The following is a 17,834-nucleotide window of genomic DNA, read 5'->3' as shown; positions in this document are numbered from 1 at the left end:
GAGAAGCGCATTTTCTCATCAGTGCCAATTTCCAAAATTACGAAAGAGTTGTAGCCCGATCTTCTGGCTTTTTTCAGGGTGAAATTGCGCAGCAAAAATATTGTCTTTCCACACACTCGACACAAAGGGAAATCCATAGTCAGTCGTCGTGCAAATGACCTGTTGATCTTCCGGTTCGACGTAATATGAATGCACAAAATACATATGACTCTCCGGAGCCATATGTTCAAGTAACGGTGAAGATTGCTGAATGTTAATCGTGTTCCAACCCATATGCGGAATCTTCAACTCTGCCGTCTCGAGGGAATCAGAAGGAAATCGCTTGACGACTCCTGGGAAAATTCCCAAGCCTTGATGCATGCCATACTCTTCGCTCTCGCTGAACAGTAATTGAAGACCCAAGCAAATACCCAGAAAAGGTTTTCCGCTAGCAATAGCCTGACGAATCGGCGTCTCTAACTCGTAATATCTAAGATTATCCATGCAGTTCCCAAAGGCTCCCACCCCGGGAAGTACCACATGGCTGGCATCTGAAATTTTTGATGGATCGCGCGTGACCACGGCCTGATGCCCAACAGCTTCACACGCCTTTTGGACGCTACGAAGATTCCCCATATCATAGTCAATAATCGCAATCATTGTGATGTCATGCGTGATCGAGTTGGGAGAGTCGGATCCACATGTTATAACGTGCCTTTCGTCGACAGGACGCCAACAACCCGTTGATCGCGACTGACTGCTTGAGCCAAGGCCTTCGCGAGCGCTTTAAAAATCGCCTCCATCTTGTGATGAGGATTTCGCCCATACATCAAATTAATGTGCAAATTGAGCCCGCCCTGACTGACAAAGGCTTGAAAAAAATCTTCAAAGAGTCCTAGGTCTAGCGTTTTTATCATGTGAGACGGGAGATCAACATTATAGACCAAATAGGGCCGTCCGCTCAGATCAACCGTCACTTGAGCCAAGGTTTCATCCAATGGGACACTCGCCCATCCAAAACGCACAATGCCTTCTTTTCCCCCTAGTGCCGAGTTCAGGAGAGAGCCAAGCACGATCCCAATGTCTTCAATCGTATGGTGATCATCAATATCTGTATCTCCCTTGGCCTTGACGGTCAGGTCGAAAAACCCGTGCTTGGCCAAGAGCGTCAGCATATGATCAAGAAACGGAATCGTCGTGTGAATATTGCTTGTTCCTGTCCCATCAAGCGTCCAGGATGCGTGAATCGATGTTTCCGCAGTGGTTCGTTTCGTTGACGCACTTCGACAATCTTTTGCCTTACTCATAACCAGCGACTCTCCATAGATTTTCCATGCGCATCAAGCCCTTCCATATGGGACAGACGCACGACGTGTTTGTGAACAGCCTTGAGTTCCTTCCGGGAATAGGTCACCAGATTACTTTTTTTCACATAATCATCTAGCGATAAGCTTGAAAAGAATCGCGCACTCCCACCAGTCGGCAGCACATGATTGGGTCCGGCTACATAGTCCGCGACGGCCGGAGGCGTATAGCGACCCAGAAAGATCGCCCCAGCATGTCGAATATGTGGAAGATAGGCATCCGGCCGGTCAAGATTGACTGACAAATGTTCTGGCGCAATTTGGTTCGAGAGTGCAAACGCTTTGGCTAAACTCGGCACCACAAACGCAAACGCATATTTTCGAATGGATGTTGTCGCAATTTTTCGACGTCCCAACGATGCAAGCTGTTGATCAATCATGGCAACCACGTTTTGCGCAAGCTTCTTGGAGGTTGTGACGAGATAAACACGAGCCTCTTCATCATGCTCAGCCTCACACAAAAGATCAGCGGCCACATGGGCTGGGTTACTCGTTCCATCGGCAATCACCAATAACTCACTGGGACCTGCCACCATATCAATATCTACCTGCCCGTAGACCAACCGCTTTGCCGTGGCGACATAGAGATTCCCTGGTCCAACGATTTTATCCACCGGCTGAATCGTCTTCGTTCCAAAGGCCATCCCGCCAATCGCTTGCACACCACCCACTCGATAGATTTCATCGACTCCCGCAATTGCAGCAGCGACGAGCAGGTACGGATGAATCTCTCCCGTTGACGTTGGCGTACACATCACAATTCGCTTCACACCGGCAACCTTCGCTGGAATAGCATTCATCATTACCGACGAGGGATAGAGGGCTTTTCCGCCAGGCACATATACACCAACAGCATCAAGTGGGGTCACTAACTGACCCAGTCGCACACCACCCTTATTGTACGTCCATGTCGAAGTCCGCTGACACTCATGAAATTCTCGAATTCGATTTGCCGCAAATCGAAGAGACTCCTCTTCCTCTTTCCCAATTTGCGCATGAGCCTTCTGAATTTCTTTACGTGTGACATGAAATTGTTTGGGCTGAAGACTCAATTGATCAAACTGCTTTACATAGCGAACGATAGCTGCATCGCCACCCTTTTTAATCGCCTGCAATATACCTTTTACAGACGTTTCCACCCGCTCATTCTGTTGAGCCGAACGATGAATGACGCCTTGGATAAGACGAGAAAACGTTTGGTCTTGATGTGAAATAATCTTCATATTCGTATAACGTTGAAACTGTATGACATTACCGTTACCTGATTCTCCAACAGTATAGATGGTATTTCTGAGGCCAAGCCTCAATCTGTTGCGGCATCATGAGACTCTGGAGTATCACGGACGCTATGGTCGGCTTTTTTTGAGTCGCTCAATCAATTCGGTAATGGCCGCATGCTTCATCTTGAGGCTTGCCCGGTTCACGATCACGCGTGCAGACGACCAGGCAATGACTTCCGTCTCGACAAGATTATGCGCTCTGAGCGTCCGGCCTGTTGAAACTAAATCGACAATCCGTTCGGTCAACCCAACAAGCGGGGCTAATTCAATGGAGCCATAGAGCTTAATGATTTCAATCGGTATGCCCAGTTGATTGAAATGTTTTTCCGTAATATTGGGATACTTGGTCGCGACGCGAAGCTTTGAAGACAAGCGATTCGGAAACGTCTTTCCTTTGGGCATAGCCACAACAAGCTTGCAGGTTCCCATTTGTAAATCAAGCGGTTCATACACATCCGGCTTTTGCTCAAGCAAGACATCTTTTCCCACCACACCTACATCAGCAGCTCCATATTCCACATAGGTCGGAACATCAGTGGGTCTGACAATAAGCAACGTATGACCGTCCTCTGGACATTCCCAGACTAACCGGCGTTCATCAATATTGCGGTCATGCCCCTTATAGCCAGCTTGACGAAAGAGGTCTAACGTTGGCGTCAGTAACGTTCCCTTAGACAGGGCTATGGTAACCGTATCGCTCATCATGATCCCGACAGACGTTGAACATTGGCCCCAAGCCCTTGGAGTTTTTCCTCAAATCGCTCATAACCCCGATCTAAATGATAGACACGCGAGACGGTGGTCTCTCCTTCAGCCGCCAAACCAGCAAGGATCAGCCCGGCGCTGGCTCGAAGGTCTGAGGCCATCACTGGCGCTCCGGTAAGAGTCGGCGTACCTTGAATTACCGCATGGTGTCCATCAACTTCAATTGTTGCACCCATGCGATGTAATTCCGGAACATGAAGAAACCGCCCTTCAAACACGGTCTCAGATACGACACTCGTCCCACTCGACACGCACATTAACGCCATCACCTGAGCCTGCAAGTCGGTAGGAAACCCTGGATACACTAAGGTCTTGATTTCCAGCGGCCGCAATCGTTGCGGAGCCGTCAGTCGCACGCCATGTTGCTCTTCATACACATCACATCCAGCTTCTTCTAGTTTACTGAGCACGGCACTTAAATGGGCAGGGATACAGTGATTCACCAGCACATCGCCCTGCGTGACCGCACCAGCCATTAAATACGTCCCGGCTTCGACACGATCAGGAATGACTGAATACTCCGCACCGTGCAATTCACTGACACCGTCAATCGTAATCGTATCGGTGCCGGCACCAAACACCTTTGCGCCACGCTTCACGAGAAAATCCGCTAAATCAACAATCTCCGGTTCCTTGGCTGCATTGTGAAGCACCGTCGTGCCATCGGCAAGACAGGCGGCCATCAAGAGGTTTTCCGTACCCGTGACAGTCGGAAAATCCAGTTCAATACGCCCGCCTTTGAGCTTCGACGCCTTCGCATGAATATAGCCATGCTCGACATACACATCCGCACCCAACGTCACCAAGCCCTTTAAATGCAGATTGACAGGCCTGGTGCCAATGGCACATCCACCTGGGAGCGAAACAGTCGCCTCGCCAAATCTCGCAAGCAAAGGCCCTAACACCAACACAGAGGCCCGCATGGTTTTCACCAAATCATAGGGAGCCTCGGTCGCATGGATATCCGATGCATTGAGGGTTACACAGGACCCTTCCGATTGATACGCGACGCCAAGAAGGTGAAGAAGCTTCACCATCGTTGACACGTCCCTGACCTGAGGGAGATTCGAGATGATGCAATCGCCACCACCTAATAAGGTAGAAGCCAGGATGGGCAGAGCAGCATTTTTTGCGCCGCCAATCGCCACCTCCCCCTTCAAACAACGTCCGCCTGAGATTACGACTTGATCCAATTGTATGACGAACGGCGTTACCCTGTTCGCTCTAAACAGACGACTCGCTGAATGCCCAGCGAGTCATGAATAATTTCATGTACACGAAAGCTCCCACTGCGGCAGGCTTCGTCACACAAACAATCGGCTTGGCCTTGCCCGACTTCAACAATTACATGCCCGTGAGGTTGTAAGATTCCTTCAGCTTCAGGAAGCAAGCGTCGATAGATAGCCAGGCCGTCAGCCCCCCCATCTAAGGCAAGTGTCGGCTCAAAATCACGAACATCTCGGGAAAGGGAGGCAAGCTCCCGTTCTGGAACATAGGGGAGATTGGCCACGATTGCCGTCACTTTACCTAGGAAGCTAGCTGATGACAAGGGGGACACAAGATCGCCAACACAAAATTTTACCCGGTCATATTGGCCATGAGACTTGGCATTCCCCACCGCGACGCGCAGAGCTTGAACAGAGCGATCCATAGCCACAATCATCGCATCAGAGCGTTCCACGCTCAGCGCAATGGCCAGACACCCTGACCCGGTACCGACATCCACTATGACCGGGCTGACAAAAGACTCAAGCCGCGACATGACCGCTTTGACCAACAACTCCGACTCCAGTCTCGGAATCAACACATGACTGGAAACCGCAAATTCCATCCCCCAAAACTCTTGCGTTCCTAGGATATATTGAAGTGGCTCCCCACCGGCTCGACGCTTGATGCAGCTCAAAGCTTGGCGCTGATCGTCATCCGGCACATGACGATCCGGTGATGCGTGAATCATCAAACGTGTGAGACCGATCGTCTGTTCGAGAATCCACGCCGCTTCATTGGCAGCATTGGTCACACCCCAAGCCGACAGCGTTCGAATGGCTTCTCGGTACAACTGCGAATAAGACATGCATCGACTCACAACCGACAAAAATCAGGCTTTACGAACATACGAACAATGGATTCAAGCGCCGTCTATAGGATGAGGGTCGTCGTCACGCGAATGCGCACACGTTTACTGAACGCGTAACGCGTCAATGAGATCATCAAGGTCTCCTTCAAGCACACGTTCGAGCTTGTGAAGAGAAAGACCGATACGATGGTCGGTCACTCGATTTTGCGGAAAGTTGTAGGTTCGAATCTTTTCACTACGATCACCAGTGCCGACCTGAGAGCGACGATTTTCAGCAATTGAGGCATCCTGCTTCTCTCGCTCCGCATCACCAATACGTGTCCGAAGCGTTCGCATTGCCTTATTGCGATTTTTCAACTGTGATCGCTCATCTTGACAGGTCACCACCACGCCAGTGGGAATATGTGTGATACGTATGGCGGAATACGTCGTATTCACACTTTGCCCACCAGCTCCGGAGGAACAATACGTGTCGATACGCAAGTCTTTCGGGTCAATCTGGACCTCCACTTCTTCGACTTCAGGCATCACCGCCACTGTCGCCGTGGACGTATGAATTCGGCCGTTCGCTTCCGTTGTCGGCACACGCTGCACTCGATGGACACCACTTTCATACTTAAAGCATCCATAGGCCCCTTTTCCTTCAACTAACAGCGAAGCATCTTTATACCCGCCAATACCAGTCTCGTGTGACTCAACCAATTCAGCATGCAACCCTTTAGCTTCAGCAAATTTGACATACATCCTGAGAAGCTCACCGGCGAATAATGCCGCCTCACTGCCTCCAGCTCCCGCACGAATTTCAATAAAGGTATTTTTGTCGGCCCCTGCATCACGAGGACGCATTAACTCCTGAGCCTGCTGCTCCATGTCCTCACGACGTGCGCAAAGCACGGTTAACTCTTCTTCAGCAAGACTGCGGAGCTCAACATCCGACCCAACGTCCTCCAGCATTCGCTGCGTATTGGTGATGTCTTCAAGAACCGATTGATAGGCAAGGTATAAATGAGCGGTTTCTTCAATCTCAGATCGTTCTTTATTGAGAGAAACAAGCAATGACGGTTGGCTCAGAACGGCGGGGTCAGCAAATTGATCGTTCAGCGTTTCATATCGATTGGCAATCGCTTCCCATTTTGTCAGGAACGCCCCTTCGGACGTATCAAGTTTTCCTTGTTCTGCCATAGCAGGGGTACTTCTACAAACACCAAAACGTTTGCCTTTATATCGATTTCAACGAGCGACCAGTCTCGCCTTTACCTAATTTACGACTTTGATTTCGAGGTCTTTGTATTCCGCGCATATTTTTTCTTGAACCGTTCAACGCGCCCTTCAGCGTCTACAATTTTCTGCGTACCGGTAAAGAATGGATGACAGTTTGAGCAAATGTCGACTTTCAAATCTCCCACCGTCGTACGGGTCTCAAACTTCATACCACACGCACAACTCACCGTGGCCATTTCATACGTTGGGTGAATATCTTTTCTCATGTGCATCCTCCGATTAATCTGATGTTGTGTTTTCCCGTTTGGCACGTATATAGAATTGCTCTAGTACACGATAATTCCAGGTTCAATTACCCTTTGATTATGGCTCATTTGCCGGATAAGAGCTTTGGCGTACAGCGTTGCCATTACAGGTGTACTATAGTGGTTTAACTTTCAAATGAGCTTGTCCCCTCACCCTAACCCTCTCTCCAGAGAGGCAAGGAACGTAAAGTGTGTACCAGTTGAAAGGTAAAATACTCTAGTACACGATAATTCCAGGCTCAATTACCCTTTGATTATGGCTCATTTGCCGGATAAGGGCTTTGGCGTACAGCGTTGCCATTACAGGTGTACTAGTATGCAAGAGTTGAGGGCTTGGATTCAATACCTAGCACTATCGCTCGTGAAACGTCTTAGCGATTCATCGACTGCAGAAACTCTTGATTGTTTTTGGTGCCTCCGATTTTATCCATCAAAAACTCCATCGCTTCCATCGTCCCTAAGGGACTCAGGACTTTTCGAAGAATCCACATCTTATTGAGACGATCCCGATCCACCAACAACTCTTCTTTTCGGGTACCTGATTGATTAATATCAATAGCAGGAAACAGGCGTTTATCGGCAAGGCGACGATCCAGATGGACTTCCATGTTTCCGGTTCCCTTGAACTCTTCGAAAATCACATCGTCCATACGACTTCCCGTATCGACCAACGAGGTCGCTAAAATAGTCAGACTTCCGCCATGCTCAATGTTCCGTGCCGCCCCAAAAAATCGTTTTGGACGTTGAAGCGCATTCGAATCTAATCCACCGGACAAGACCTTCCCACTGGGAGGAGCAATCGTATTGTAGGCCCGAGCCAGCCGTGTAATGCTATCGAGAAGAATCACGACATCGCGTTTATGCTCAACCAGTCGCTTCGCCTTTTCCATCACGATTTCCGCTACCTGAGCATGACGTTGAGCCGGCTCATCAAAGGTTGAGCTGATGACTTCAGCAGACTTTACTTGCCGCTGCCAATCCGTCACTTCTTCCGGACGCTCATCAATCAACAACACAATGAGCGTAATTTCAGAATGATTGCTCAAGATCGCCCGGGCCATGGCTTGAAGAAGCATGGTCTTCCCGGTTCGCGGTGCAGCGACAATCAGACCACGCTGTCCCTTCCCGATGGGCGTCGTCAGCTCCAAGACCCGAGTGCAATACTCTTCTTGATCAAATTCAAGGTTAATACGTTCTTCCGGATACAGAGGAGTTAAGTTATCGAAAAGAATTTTATCTCGCTGAACTTCCGGATCGTCAAAATTTATCTTTTCGACTTTCAGCAATGCAAAGTACCGCTCACCTTCTTTGGGCGGTCGAATCTGGCCTGAGACGATATCGCCGGTTCGTAAATTAAATCGACGTATTTGGGATGGGGAGATATAAATATCATCGGGGCCCGGCAAGTAGTTTGAATCCGGAGCGCGAAGAAACCCAAAACCATCAGACAGCGTTTCAAGAACACCTTCCCCAAAAATCACCCCGTTTTTCTCGGTTTGTCCTTGCAGTATGGAGAAAATGAGCTCTTGCTTTCGAAGATTCGGCGCCCCATCTATTTTCAGTTCACGGGCCAGGTCGTTGAGTTCACCAATCGATTTCTGCTTCAGTTCAGCCAAGTGCATAATATTCTCCATTAAGGGTCAAATTTCCGGACATCCATGATTCAGACTATCCCGTTCGCTTGTGCTCACATCATTAAAAAAGAATGAAAACGATATGACATAGTGTGGACAATACAACAGAAAGAAAGAAACGTATTGGGATTAATTCTTCTGGTTACTTATGTGTCTAGGTGTACTGGAAGACTAATTAGAGAAACTGTGAGGCCACAATCTGAATCCTGACTAAGAACTCGTTTTCAGCCCAGAGCTTTGAATGAACGTTGGTAGATCCGGGAAGCTACGCAGGCAGAAATGATTTCCAAAGAGTCGGGAAGGTGTATTCAATTTTGTATCTTACGGATGATGATAATGTCAATAGTCTTTCTCGGTAAATTCACTCAATAACTTAAATGAAAATAATCACAACGAAAAAAATAATGAAGTTACAAGCAGTTACAAGTACGCGCCTCAGACACTTTACCGAGCCTACATAACGAATGCAGCGACAAAGATTCCTGACATGATTGCGCCCAGGTACAGGTTATGATAAATGAAGAACAAGCGTTTTACTTGAGCCCAACGTCTTTTTCATCATGCACAATCAAGAAGATCCACAAGAAAACGAACGTATCTTCACCCTCGATGAGGCCAATGAGCTCATTCCTCAGCTTGAACAACTGTGGACGCTGATTAAACAAGGAAAAACCATTCTCGTTCAGACTCGAGACGAAATTAAAAAGGCAAGTGCAAACGCACACTTAGGAGGAGGGAGCCTTGCCGGCCCCAAATACATTCAAGCTCTCAAAGACATTAACGAAAGCTTGCACACGGTTCACGAATTTGGAGTCATTGTTAAAGACGTCGATCTCGGACTGTGTGACTTCCCCTATCTTCTGGATGGGAAAATCGTCTACCTCTGCTGGAAACTTGGAGAAGAGAAGATCTCATGGTGGCACGAAGTCAGTAGCGGATACTCTGGCCGACAGGTCTTACCGGAGAGTACGAGTTAATGAGACTTGGCACATGCCGAATTCATCACGCCGTCCCCCTTCGATACCGACATCACACTGAACTGACAATCGATTCATGACATTCCCCAAACAACACCGTCGAGAACATACGTCTTTATGAAATTCGTTATTATTGGGCATGATGGCCCTGAAGGTTTAACGAAGCGCCCGATTCATCGGCCTGCCCACCTAGAACGGCTTAAGGCCTTGGACTCTCAAGGGCGCCTTATCCTTGCAGGTCCCTTTGCCGATCACTCTGGAAGCCTCGTGATCATCGACGTTGATTCCCAAGCCGAAGCCGAAACCTTTGCCCAGGAAGACCCGTATACCATACACGGCGTCTTTCAACATGTGGAAATTCACCCGTTCACTCAAGTCCTTCCCGAAACATCACCCGACTGAAAATCCGTACGTGTCATGAACATTCCACGACGCAACAATCAGCAGTTTCTCGGGCATGCCTCATGACACTTTTCCGGCAAGTCGCAGAATAGCCTTCCACTCATGTGCACGTACTGGTTGGACCGAAAGCCGAGAGCCTTTTCGAAGGAGTTCCATGTCACGCAATTCGGGAACGTCTCTCAAAAGCGAAAGCGAAAGATCGGCAGTAAACTTCCTCACGAATTTGACATCGACCATAAACCACATGGACGCCTCAGGCGTGCTTTTGGAGTCGTAGTAGCGGCTGTTCGAATCAAAGGCATAGTGGTCAGGATAGGACGCCTTCACAATCTCAACAAGACCTACGATGGCAGGAGGATCTGCATTGCTATGATAAAAAAAGGCTTGATCGCCACGCTTCATGGCGCAGAGAAAATTTCGAGCTTGATAATTTCGTACGCCCTCCCAACAAGTCGTTTGACGTGAAGACGCTGCAAGATCATCAATAGAAAAGGTCTTCGGTTCGGATTTTAAAAGCCAATATTGAGACATGCGATGTTGACTTTCTGTAAACACTGGAGTGAAAGGATTTGGTCTGAACGTGGAAATATGCCTGGAAAATTATAGGATGTCCATTGTGAGGAATACAATCACGATAGAAACGACGCGGCACCGCCTTCCCCAGTTCAGGGGTCATTCATGATTGATCAACTCATTCAATTCGCTGAATCATGGATTTCCAAAGAAGCGTGGGTTGGCCTCATTGTGTTTTCCGTCGTTGCCTTCGTGGGCACACTGCTTGCTATTCCCGCAATTCTCATTCGGTTGCCACCGGATTACTTCCAGAATCATCACCACAAACCCTGGTTCGCCAATCATCATCCCATTGTGCGCATGCTGGGTCTGGCCATCAAAAATATTGTGGGAATCATTTTTCTCCTCGCAGGCATTCTCATGCTGGTGCTGCCAGGGCAAGGCTTGCTCACCATACTCTTAGGCATTCTCTTTATCGATTTCCCCGGCAAACATCGACTGGAAAAAAAGCTCATTCAACATCCAAGCATTCTCAAAACCATCAATGCACTCAGGGGAAAAGCCGGCAAACCTCCGTTTACGTTCGATGAGCCACTCGGGTCTTGAGTACCGCATCAACTCACATGATATTCATCTCAATGATTTACTCCGAATCATTCCATTGCTAGGATAGAGCGAATCCAAATGCACAGCAGTGCGCTTGGACACGATACCTACAAAACCTTGCACTACTCACAGACATTCAACGTTGTCACTCAATAATCCAGCTAATCTCTGCATGACAGGTGTCCAAGTCAAGTTGAACCATGAGGACTTGCAACGCGGTATCCAAGGCACCAAGGGTACGGAAATTCATTGAATCAGCTATAATCGTCTATGCCAAAGCTCCATACAGTCGGCTGGATTGGCCTGGCGATCCTCTGTGCGATCGCATTTGGTCAAGTCGTCGGCTTCGTCAACCCTGCCGAAAAAGTCAATGGCTTATGGTTAGTCGTCGCCGCCTCGTGTTTTTATATCTTGGCCTACCGGTTTTATGGGCGGTTCTTAGCTCGACGCGTCATGAACCTGGACAATCAGCGACGCACGCCAGCCCATCGCCTGGAAGACGGCACCAACTTCTACCCGGCTAACAAATATATTCTCTTTGGTCATCACTTTGCCGCGATTGCCGGAGCCGGCCCACTTCTTGGGCCAGTCTTAGCTTCGCAATTCGGTTACCTTCCAGGGTTTCTCTGGATTGTCGTAGGCGCGGTACTCGCTGGCGCGGTCCAGGACTTCGTGATTCTCGTAGCCTCCATGCGGCGAAACGGCCGTTCGCTACCGGAAATTGCACATGCCGAAATCGGTTCTGTCACCGGAATGGCCACAGCCATTGCCGTGCTCTTCATCGTCATTGTGGCACTGGCAGGATTGGGGCTTGCTGTCGTCAATGCGCTCCATCAAAACGCCTGGGGAGTTTTTACCATTACGATGACTATCCCGATTGCCTTTGTGATGGGTACCTACTTACAGAAATTTCGCCCTGGCCGAATTGGAGAGATGTCACTCATCGGGGTTGCCTTATTGACTATCGCAATTATTGTCGGTCGGACGGTGGCGCAGTCTGAATGGGCCGAATGGTTTCTCTTCGATCGACCAACCTTAGTGTGGGGACTGGCGATTTATGGTTTTTTCGCATCGGTACTTCCCGTCTGGATGCTCCTCGTACCTCGGGACTACCTGTCGACGTTTATGAAACTTGGCGTTGTCGCCCTACTCGGAGTCGGCGTCATCGTGCTTGCGCCAGTCATTGAAATGCCACGCACGACGGATTTCGTCTATGGTAACGGCCCAATTATTCCAGGCACGCTCTTTCCATTCTTGTTCATCACGATTGCCTGCGGGGCGATATCAGGGTTTCATTCTTTAGTCTCGTCCGGGACAACGCCGAAGCTCATCAGCCAAGAATCGCAAGCCATCGTGGGCTACGGTGCGATGTTACTGGAAAGTTTCGTGGGGGTCATCGCGCTTATCGCAGCCTGTCTCCTTGTTCCAGGAGATTACTTTGCTATCAATACACGACTTTCGATTGACACACTCGCATCAATGGGATTTCCCGTCTCACACATTCACGAACTTTCTCAAATGGTGGAAGTTGATGTATCCGGAAGGCCTGGTGGCGCTGTCTCGCTTGCCGTGGGCATGGCCTCGATCTTCTCGGCTCTTCCAGGTATGTCGGGTCTCATGGCCTATTGGTATCAGTTTGCCCTCTTGTTTGAAGCCTTATTTATCTTAACGACGATTGATGCGGGCACCAGAGTCGCACGATATCTCGTGCAGGAACTTGGAGGACATGCCTACGAACCGCTCAAGCAGATGAATTGGTGGCCTGGAGTGATTGGCTGTAGCGGGCTCGTCGTCGGCGCCTGGGGCTATTTAATCGGAACAGGCTCCATCTCCACTATTTGGCCGATGTTTGGAGCCGCAAATCAGCTGTTGGGCATGCTAGCCCTGTGTATTGCCACAACCGTCTTAATCAAAATGAATAAAGCGAAATATCTCTGGGTCACCGTCATGCCAATGATCTTTGTAGGAGTCATTACGCTAGCCGGATGTTACGAGCTGTTTCACCTCTTCCTCCAACGTGCATTGATCGGCCCGAGCACTCAGGCCTTGACCATGTGGGTCAATACCGTTCTGGTTGGAGTGGTCGCGACATTGGCCGTCGTCGTGCTCATCGACAGCCTCATGAAATGGTATGGATATCTTATTTTAAAACGGCCCTATACGAACAGTGAGGTGATTGAGGGTGAAGGCATTCATCTCCCGGCAGGTCCCTGCTGTTAAAACACGTGAGAAAAAACGTATCTCGTCGCAGAGGAAAACGTATTTCGTTGCTCGTTGTTCGTATCTCGCAAAAAGAGTTTTTGAGTTTGAACGAGATACGCTTCACGAACGATGAGCAACGAACAACAAGCGACTATTCACGAATGGATCACCGGTAGAGGTTTCCGGAAAGGAGCGTAATGGCTAATCAATACTCATTTGATGTTGTCTCAAAAATTGACATGCAGGAAATGAAAAATGCGGTTGATCAAACAGACAAAGAAATCAGTCAACGATTTGATTTTAAAGGATCAAAAACGGAATTAACCCTGAAAGAGAAGGAACGGGAACTCGAAATCGTCTCCGATGATGAATACAAACTCAACGCGGTGATTGATATCTTGAAAGGCAAATGCATCAAGAGAAATATTTCCTTAAAAGGTCTCACCTTTGGAAAAATGGAAGATGCGTTGGGAAGTACGGTTCGTCAAAAAATCGGGATTCAAAGCGGCATTCCTGATGACAAAGCGAAAGTTATCACCAAAGCCATCAAAGAACAGAAGTTAAAAGCCCAAGCTCAAATTCAAGGGGACCAGATACGCGTGCAAAGTAAGAGCAAAGACGAACTCCAGGCGGTGATGAGCTTTCTGAAACAAGGCGACTTTGAAATCGATCTCACGTTTGAGAATTATCGATAAACTCCTCACCGATCACATTGAGCGATCAGGACGAGGAACACCCTCGCGTCAAGTCTTGCAGTCCACGATCTAACGCTTGTTGTCCAGCCTGGGCGCGAAGAATATCCAGCGCCTCTTCTCGCGTGCCTTGATTATGGCCTATGGGCACATTCAGTCGATCCAAGCGTTCGACTGCGGTCTTTTCTACGCGAAACGCAATACGTTCCTCTGCAATATCAATCAATGCAAGCTCGACCAAGGCCGTATTGTACGTCGTCGTTCCCGGCATCTGCGTCATCATTCGTGCCTCACCGAACGTCGCTGGCTCTATCGACTCTGTACTCGAAAATATGACGATGATGACCGCCTCAACATTCTGTTTTTGGGCAACGTGGCGTAACGTAGCCAGCCCCGACTTCTCAGAAAGCCTTGGCACTGAAAGACGCTTCAAGTCAGTGACACCACACTGGCGTTCGAGAGTGGCCTCTATTCTTCGTGTCAGCGTTAACAGCAGAGGGGAAGACATGGCTGGAGCGGCCTCTGGACCAGTCGAATCGGAAAGAGTCACGACCCCAAACGTCCGGTGATTTGCCCAGTGACCCGACGGATTCGAATTCACACCCATGGTCTCTTCCGACAGTCCGAGAATCGCCGGCATTCTCGGGCTGACAGGCGAAACGCACCCGCCCACACTCAGCATCAGAAAACCGATGACGAATCCAAAGCCCAGCTGTCGTTTCAAAATGTTCATGAAAACCATCACTTTCCCCATTCGGTCTGAAAATGCATAAGGGCCTGCTTCATTGCATCATTTGCGGACACGACACGAAGCATGTCATAGGCAGTTTCCTCTGTCGGATAGATTGGCGGTTGAGTGAGGTCTCGTCGAACCACAGGGTAGACATTGGAGGCAAGCGGTACAGTGAGCCGCTCCAACACAGACCAAGCCGACCCGTTCGCATGGACGACAGGAAAGCCGGTCTTGCCATCGACTAAGGCTAACTCTACCAGCGCATAGTTTTCGGCGCGAACGCCAACAAGGAGCCCTCCCCGAGCCCCTACACCCTGTTGCGTACCCTGTAACGGGAAACGATCGGAGACTTCTTTTTCAGTGCTCGAGAGAACGGCAAATAGAAGAGAGTCCAGGCCTTCCTGCTGAGCAACGTGAACAAACTGCTCAACGCCCCTTCCCTGTGCCACAGAACCGGCGTCAAGCACATTCACGATCGTCAATGGAAACTGCGCACCAAGAGCCACTTGCAAATCATGGGTAAATCTATCGAATGCCTCCTCAGAAAGTGCAGGAGCCGATTCAGGAGCCGTCGTATCGTTGATAACCACGAGCCCTGTCTTTTCTCCTGCTATAGGAGTGGAGTTCGATGGAGCCTGAGCCCACATCTTGTGACTAAGCTCCCAGTACGCCGGGAGTCGTTCCGGCAAGGATTGAGTCGCACAACTACTGACGATGAAGACACTCACAACCACACTGGCGATTGATAGAGATTTCATGGGCATTCCCTCTTTTGTGGGTGATCGGACCAGTAGCACTGGTGAATCAGGAATATTGTCCGCCCCTACATCCTATGTCGTCAAGAAAGTTCACCCGATAGCCCAAGAGTATATTGCATCTCCCGAAGTCATCGGGTAGGTTACCAGTATGTCGAAACCAACTGTGAAATGGTTGCATCTATTTTTGTCGGTCTTTTTCATGAGTTCTTTTGCCGCATGCGAGAAGATCTCCATGCCGCGTCTCTCCTTCGATGAAAAACCCGAAACCAAGCTCCCTATCTCTGTGGTCTACCGATTTGATCCAACACTTGCTCAACATACGCAAGTCGTTGACGCCTGCGGCCTGCCCTATACGGTTAAGTCAGGTGAAATCATTACGGAAACATTTCTTCATGTGGGACAGGATCATTTTGCATCGGTCGGCACCCAACCCACCCTGGCATCTGGCGCATCTCCCAGCGTCTCAAACGAAGTCACCGTTGACTTAAAGTTTGTTCAGATGAATTTCGAGCCAGTTGGCCGATCGGGCGAAGAAGATCGATATCATGCCAATGTTGAGCTCCAACTCCAAGCCGTGTATCACGACTCACAGGGCAAGGCGTTGGCTCAAACTCCGCTTTCCTACGCGGACAAAGTCAATATGTGGACTCCGGCACTCACCAGTCAATCACAGTCGTGCGCGACCGGACAGTTTGACGCCGTGGTTGAAGAAGCTGCCGAAACATTAGCGAAAGACATGGCCAACGCGCTTCCACGTCTTTACGGCCTCTCTCCGCAGCCTCAACCTGGTCTAAGCGAAGCGAGTATTGTGGCATCACAGCCGTCTCCAGGCACATCCGCACCACAAGCCTCCCTTTCATTCAGAACCAAACTCCAGGATGCCAACGATAACTTAGTCCTGGAAGGTGGAGAGAACGTCATTCTTCAAATTGAAACAACGAACTCCAGTTCAATGCCTTTGCCCTCGGCCTACATCGAATTACGCGGCAGTCAAGCTATCGTTGATGCATTTACCTCAGTCACGACATTACCTATTTCGATTGGAGCTCTACAGCCCGGAGAAAGCAAAACCACAGAAATACGGGGCCGCATGCCTGCCACGGTCGAACAGGAAAAGGGCGAGTTAGTCGTATCCATTTCACTCTCGCAGGGCATTCCGCCTGGTGCGCATACGATTCTTGCCGCGATTCAACCCGGGACCTCCTCATCTCAACAGACTCCACAAAAAAGCATGCTCCCATCTCCTGAGGACGGAAACAGCAAGAATCCCCCAGAGAACACGCCAGAAGAGATTCCCAATTACGCTCTTGTGGTTGGACTCAATGAGTATCGAGATCCATGGCCACAGGCCAACCAGGTTTCAGCACAACAGATACAACGTCTGGCCGGCGTTCTTGGCGAAACAGGATCTTTCACCAAAGATCGCATCAAGGTTCTAAATGGAAGCCATGCTACTCGCACCGACATAGAAGAAGCCTTATTCACCTGGGCCAAGCATCAGCTGACTTCCGATACCATCTTCTTCTTCTATTTCGCTGGTCATGCTCTAGTCGATCCGGAGAAGGGAGAGGTGTACCTCGTTCCGTATGAAGGCTCACTCACCGCTTCAAAAAAACACCTAATCTCACTACGAAGCCTTCAACGTGTCCTAGGCAAACTCAAGGTCAAGCTTTCGCTCTTATTCTTGGATACGCCCATTGCTCAATATTTAGATGACACAGGAACCGCCGTCGGATTGAACGGAACAACCCCACCCAATTGGCGTGCGTCCATTTCCTCTATGGATTCATCCCGACCCCAGATCATTCAAATTCGACGACTTGCGGAAGAGAAAATTAAACAAGAACCAACTCAGCTGCTGGCCGGATTGCGAGGGAAAGCAGATCACAATCAAGACGGCACGGTTACGCTTGGAGAGTTTCTTAAGAATTTAGAAAGTATAGCAGAAGTAATTTACACCGAATCTCAAGCCTTGCCCCACCTCGATACTCCACTGGCTCAATAATTTCATCGAGACACGACACGTCGACACACTTCACGAGTCACACTCACACTTGACCTTACAAGAATCAGCGCAGACACGAAAGCCCGTGAATGGGTGAGTCGATGGACGAGCATTTTATGCTCCATGCATGACAAACGGTTGTCATCCTCATTCGTACGACTCGTATCGCTTCCACTCTTTTTCAATCTCGTAGACGGCTAGTACGATCAAAACATATCGTTATTCGCACATCATCACATTCTTCCGGTCAGTTCAACAGCCGTTCTCTCTTCAATGCAGGAAAGACGAAATTTATCTGAAAAGATACTGAACGTATCGTGT

Annotated in this window: 18 protein-coding genes; 6 read left to right on the top strand and 12 right to left on the bottom strand. The window is 49.2% G+C overall.

Features of this window, described 5'->3' with window-relative positions:
* Positions 1–18: 18 nt before the first annotated feature.
* The 9 genes from hisH to rho form a co-directional block, all read right to left on the bottom strand.
* Positions 19–639, bottom strand: coding sequence for an imidazole glycerol phosphate synthase subunit HisH (gene hisH / locus ACWHX8_RS04005; protein ID WP_447970677.1), 621 nt, complete (start codon positions 637–639; stop codon positions 19–21).
* Between the two features lie 44 nt (positions 640–683).
* On the bottom strand, positions 684–1,286 hold the full coding sequence (hisB, locus tag ACWHX8_RS04000; RefSeq protein ID WP_447970676.1) for an imidazoleglycerol-phosphate dehydratase HisB: 603 nt from the start codon (positions 1,284–1,286) through the stop codon (positions 684–686).
* A complete protein-coding gene (gene hisD, locus ACWHX8_RS03995; protein ID WP_447970675.1) occupies positions 1,283–2,566 on the bottom strand; it encodes a histidinol dehydrogenase in 1,284 nt (427 codons plus the stop codon). Before hisD ends, hisB begins: the two co-directional genes overlap by 4 nt.
* A 123-nt stretch (positions 2,567–2,689) precedes the next feature.
* Complete coding sequence (hisG, locus tag ACWHX8_RS03990; RefSeq protein ID WP_447971858.1) at positions 2,690–3,325, bottom strand: ATP phosphoribosyltransferase; 636 nt, start codon at positions 3,323–3,325, stop codon at positions 2,690–2,692.
* Positions 3,325–4,581 carry a UDP-N-acetylglucosamine 1-carboxyvinyltransferase gene (gene murA / locus ACWHX8_RS03985; RefSeq protein WP_447970674.1) on the bottom strand — a complete coding sequence of 419 codons (1,257 nt, stop codon included), beginning with the start codon at positions 4,579–4,581 and terminating at the stop codon, positions 3,325–3,327. The genes hisG and murA overlap by 1 nt, the downstream gene beginning before the upstream one ends.
* Positions 4,582–4,598: 17 nt before the next feature.
* A complete protein-coding gene (gene prmC, locus ACWHX8_RS03980; protein ID WP_447970673.1) occupies positions 4,599–5,462 on the bottom strand; it encodes a peptide chain release factor N(5)-glutamine methyltransferase in 864 nt (287 codons plus the stop codon).
* 105 nt (positions 5,463–5,567) lie between these two features.
* Positions 5,568–6,647, bottom strand: a complete 1,080-nt coding sequence (gene prfA, locus ACWHX8_RS03975) for a peptide chain release factor 1 (protein WP_447970672.1) — start codon at positions 6,645–6,647, stop codon at positions 5,568–5,570.
* An 80-nt stretch (positions 6,648–6,727) separates the two neighbouring features.
* Positions 6,728–6,952: a 50S ribosomal protein L31 gene (rpmE, locus tag ACWHX8_RS03970; RefSeq protein ID WP_447970671.1), complete on the bottom strand. Its 225-nt coding sequence runs from the start codon at positions 6,950–6,952 to the stop codon at positions 6,728–6,730.
* Positions 6,953–7,362: 410 nt separating this feature from the next.
* Positions 7,363–8,613 (bottom strand): transcription termination factor Rho, encoded by a 1,251-nt coding sequence (gene rho, locus ACWHX8_RS03965; RefSeq protein WP_447970670.1) that lies wholly within the window; start codon positions 8,611–8,613, stop codon positions 7,363–7,365.
* 572 nt (positions 8,614–9,185) lie between these two features.
* Between rho and ACWHX8_RS03960 the strand changes: the two genes are divergently transcribed.
* Both ACWHX8_RS03960 and ACWHX8_RS03955 read left to right on the top strand, forming a co-directional pair.
* Complete coding sequence (locus ACWHX8_RS03960) at positions 9,186–9,602, top strand: DUF2203 domain-containing protein (RefSeq protein ID WP_447970669.1); 417 nt, start codon at positions 9,186–9,188, stop codon at positions 9,600–9,602.
* Between the two features lie 117 nt (positions 9,603–9,719).
* Complete coding sequence (locus ACWHX8_RS03955) at positions 9,720–10,004, top strand: YciI family protein (RefSeq protein WP_447970668.1); 285 nt, start codon at positions 9,720–9,722, stop codon at positions 10,002–10,004.
* A 60-nt stretch (positions 10,005–10,064) separates the two neighbouring features.
* On the opposite strand, the gene ACWHX8_RS03950 is transcribed toward ACWHX8_RS03955, so the two are convergent.
* The gene (locus tag ACWHX8_RS03950) at positions 10,065–10,535 is read right to left on the bottom strand and encodes an EVE domain-containing protein (protein ID WP_447970667.1); all 471 of its coding nucleotides are present in this window, start codon (positions 10,533–10,535) and stop codon (positions 10,065–10,067) included.
* Between the two features lie 147 nt (positions 10,536–10,682).
* On the opposite strand from ACWHX8_RS03950, the gene ACWHX8_RS03945 reads away from it, so the two are divergent.
* From ACWHX8_RS03945 to ACWHX8_RS03935, 3 genes are all read left to right on the top strand, one after another.
* Positions 10,683–11,123: a PGPGW domain-containing protein gene (locus tag ACWHX8_RS03945; protein ID WP_447970666.1), complete on the top strand. Its 441-nt coding sequence runs from the start codon at positions 10,683–10,685 to the stop codon at positions 11,121–11,123.
* A 270-nt stretch (positions 11,124–11,393) separates the two neighbouring features.
* Entirely contained in the window at positions 11,394–13,343 is a 1,950-nt protein-coding gene (locus ACWHX8_RS03940; RefSeq protein ID WP_447970665.1) for a carbon starvation CstA family protein, read from the top strand.
* Positions 13,344–13,522: 179 nt separating this feature from the next.
* Positions 13,523–14,020, top strand: a complete 498-nt coding sequence (locus ACWHX8_RS03935) for a YajQ family cyclic di-GMP-binding protein (RefSeq protein ID WP_447970664.1) — start codon at positions 13,523–13,525, stop codon at positions 14,018–14,020.
* Positions 14,021–14,045: 25 nt separating this feature from the next.
* Here ACWHX8_RS03935 and ACWHX8_RS03930 read toward each other — a convergent pair whose 3' ends face one another.
* Positions 14,046–14,750, bottom strand: a complete 705-nt coding sequence (locus ACWHX8_RS03930) for a hypothetical protein (RefSeq protein ID WP_447970663.1) — start codon at positions 14,748–14,750, stop codon at positions 14,046–14,048.
* An 8-nt stretch (positions 14,751–14,758) separates the two neighbouring features.
* The gene (locus ACWHX8_RS03925; RefSeq protein ID WP_447970662.1) at positions 14,759–15,508 is read right to left on the bottom strand and encodes a hypothetical protein; all 750 of its coding nucleotides are present in this window, start codon (positions 15,506–15,508) and stop codon (positions 14,759–14,761) included.
* Positions 15,509–15,740: 232 nt separating this feature from the next.
* On the opposite strand from ACWHX8_RS03925, the gene ACWHX8_RS03920 reads away from it, so the two are divergent.
* Positions 15,741–17,513 (top strand): caspase family protein, encoded by a 1,773-nt coding sequence (locus ACWHX8_RS03920; protein ID WP_447970661.1) that lies wholly within the window; start codon positions 15,741–15,743, stop codon positions 17,511–17,513.
* Positions 17,514–17,834 lie beyond the last annotated feature (321 nt).

Source organism: Nitrospira sp. M1, from assembly GCF_965152605.1.
Note: the sequence above shows the minus strand (reverse complement) of the source record. Positions and strands in the feature narration are given on the sequence as shown.

Bases quoted from the DNA above. Each gene is read 5' to 3' on its own strand.
- prmC (WP_447970673.1), bottom strand. From the start codon at position 5,462: ATGTCTTATTCGCAGTTGTACCGAGAAGCCATTCGAACGCTGTCGGCT.
- ACWHX8_RS03920 (WP_447970661.1), top strand. From the start codon at position 15,741: ATGCCGCGTCTCTCCTTCGATGAAAAACCCGAAACCAAGCTCCCTATC.
- ACWHX8_RS03950 (WP_447970667.1), bottom strand. From the start codon at position 10,535: ATGTCTCAATATTGGCTTTTAAAATCCGAACCGAAGACCTTTTCTATT.
- hisB (WP_447970676.1), bottom strand. From the start codon at position 1,286: ATGAGTAAGGCAAAAGATTGTCGAAGTGCGTCAACGAAACGAACCACT.
- hisD (WP_447970675.1), bottom strand. From the start codon at position 2,566: ATGAAGATTATTTCACATCAAGACCAAACGTTTTCTCGTCTTATCCAA.
- hisG (WP_447971858.1), bottom strand. From the start codon at position 3,325: ATGAGCGATACGGTTACCATAGCCCTGTCTAAGGGAACGTTACTGACG.
- ACWHX8_RS03930 (WP_447970663.1), bottom strand. From the start codon at position 14,750: ATGAACATTTTGAAACGACAGCTGGGCTTTGGATTCGTCATCGGTTTT.
- ACWHX8_RS03945 (WP_447970666.1), top strand. From the start codon at position 10,683: ATGATTGATCAACTCATTCAATTCGCTGAATCATGGATTTCCAAAGAA.
- rpmE (WP_447970671.1), bottom strand. From the start codon at position 6,952: ATGAGAAAAGATATTCACCCAACGTATGAAATGGCCACGGTGAGTTGT.
- ACWHX8_RS03960 (WP_447970669.1), top strand. From the start codon at position 9,186: ATGCACAATCAAGAAGATCCACAAGAAAACGAACGTATCTTCACCCTC.
- rho (WP_447970670.1), bottom strand. From the start codon at position 8,613: ATGCACTTGGCTGAACTGAAGCAGAAATCGATTGGTGAACTCAACGAC.
- ACWHX8_RS03925 (WP_447970662.1), bottom strand. From the start codon at position 15,508: ATGAAATCTCTATCAATCGCCAGTGTGGTTGTGAGTGTCTTCATCGTC.
- hisH (WP_447970677.1), bottom strand. From the start codon at position 639: ATGATTGCGATTATTGACTATGATATGGGGAATCTTCGTAGCGTCCAA.
- ACWHX8_RS03940 (WP_447970665.1), top strand. From the start codon at position 11,394: ATGCCAAAGCTCCATACAGTCGGCTGGATTGGCCTGGCGATCCTCTGT.
- prfA (WP_447970672.1), bottom strand. From the start codon at position 6,647: ATGGCAGAACAAGGAAAACTTGATACGTCCGAAGGGGCGTTCCTGACA.
- ACWHX8_RS03955 (WP_447970668.1), top strand. From the start codon at position 9,720: ATGAAATTCGTTATTATTGGGCATGATGGCCCTGAAGGTTTAACGAAG.
- ACWHX8_RS03935 (WP_447970664.1), top strand. From the start codon at position 13,523: ATGGCTAATCAATACTCATTTGATGTTGTCTCAAAAATTGACATGCAG.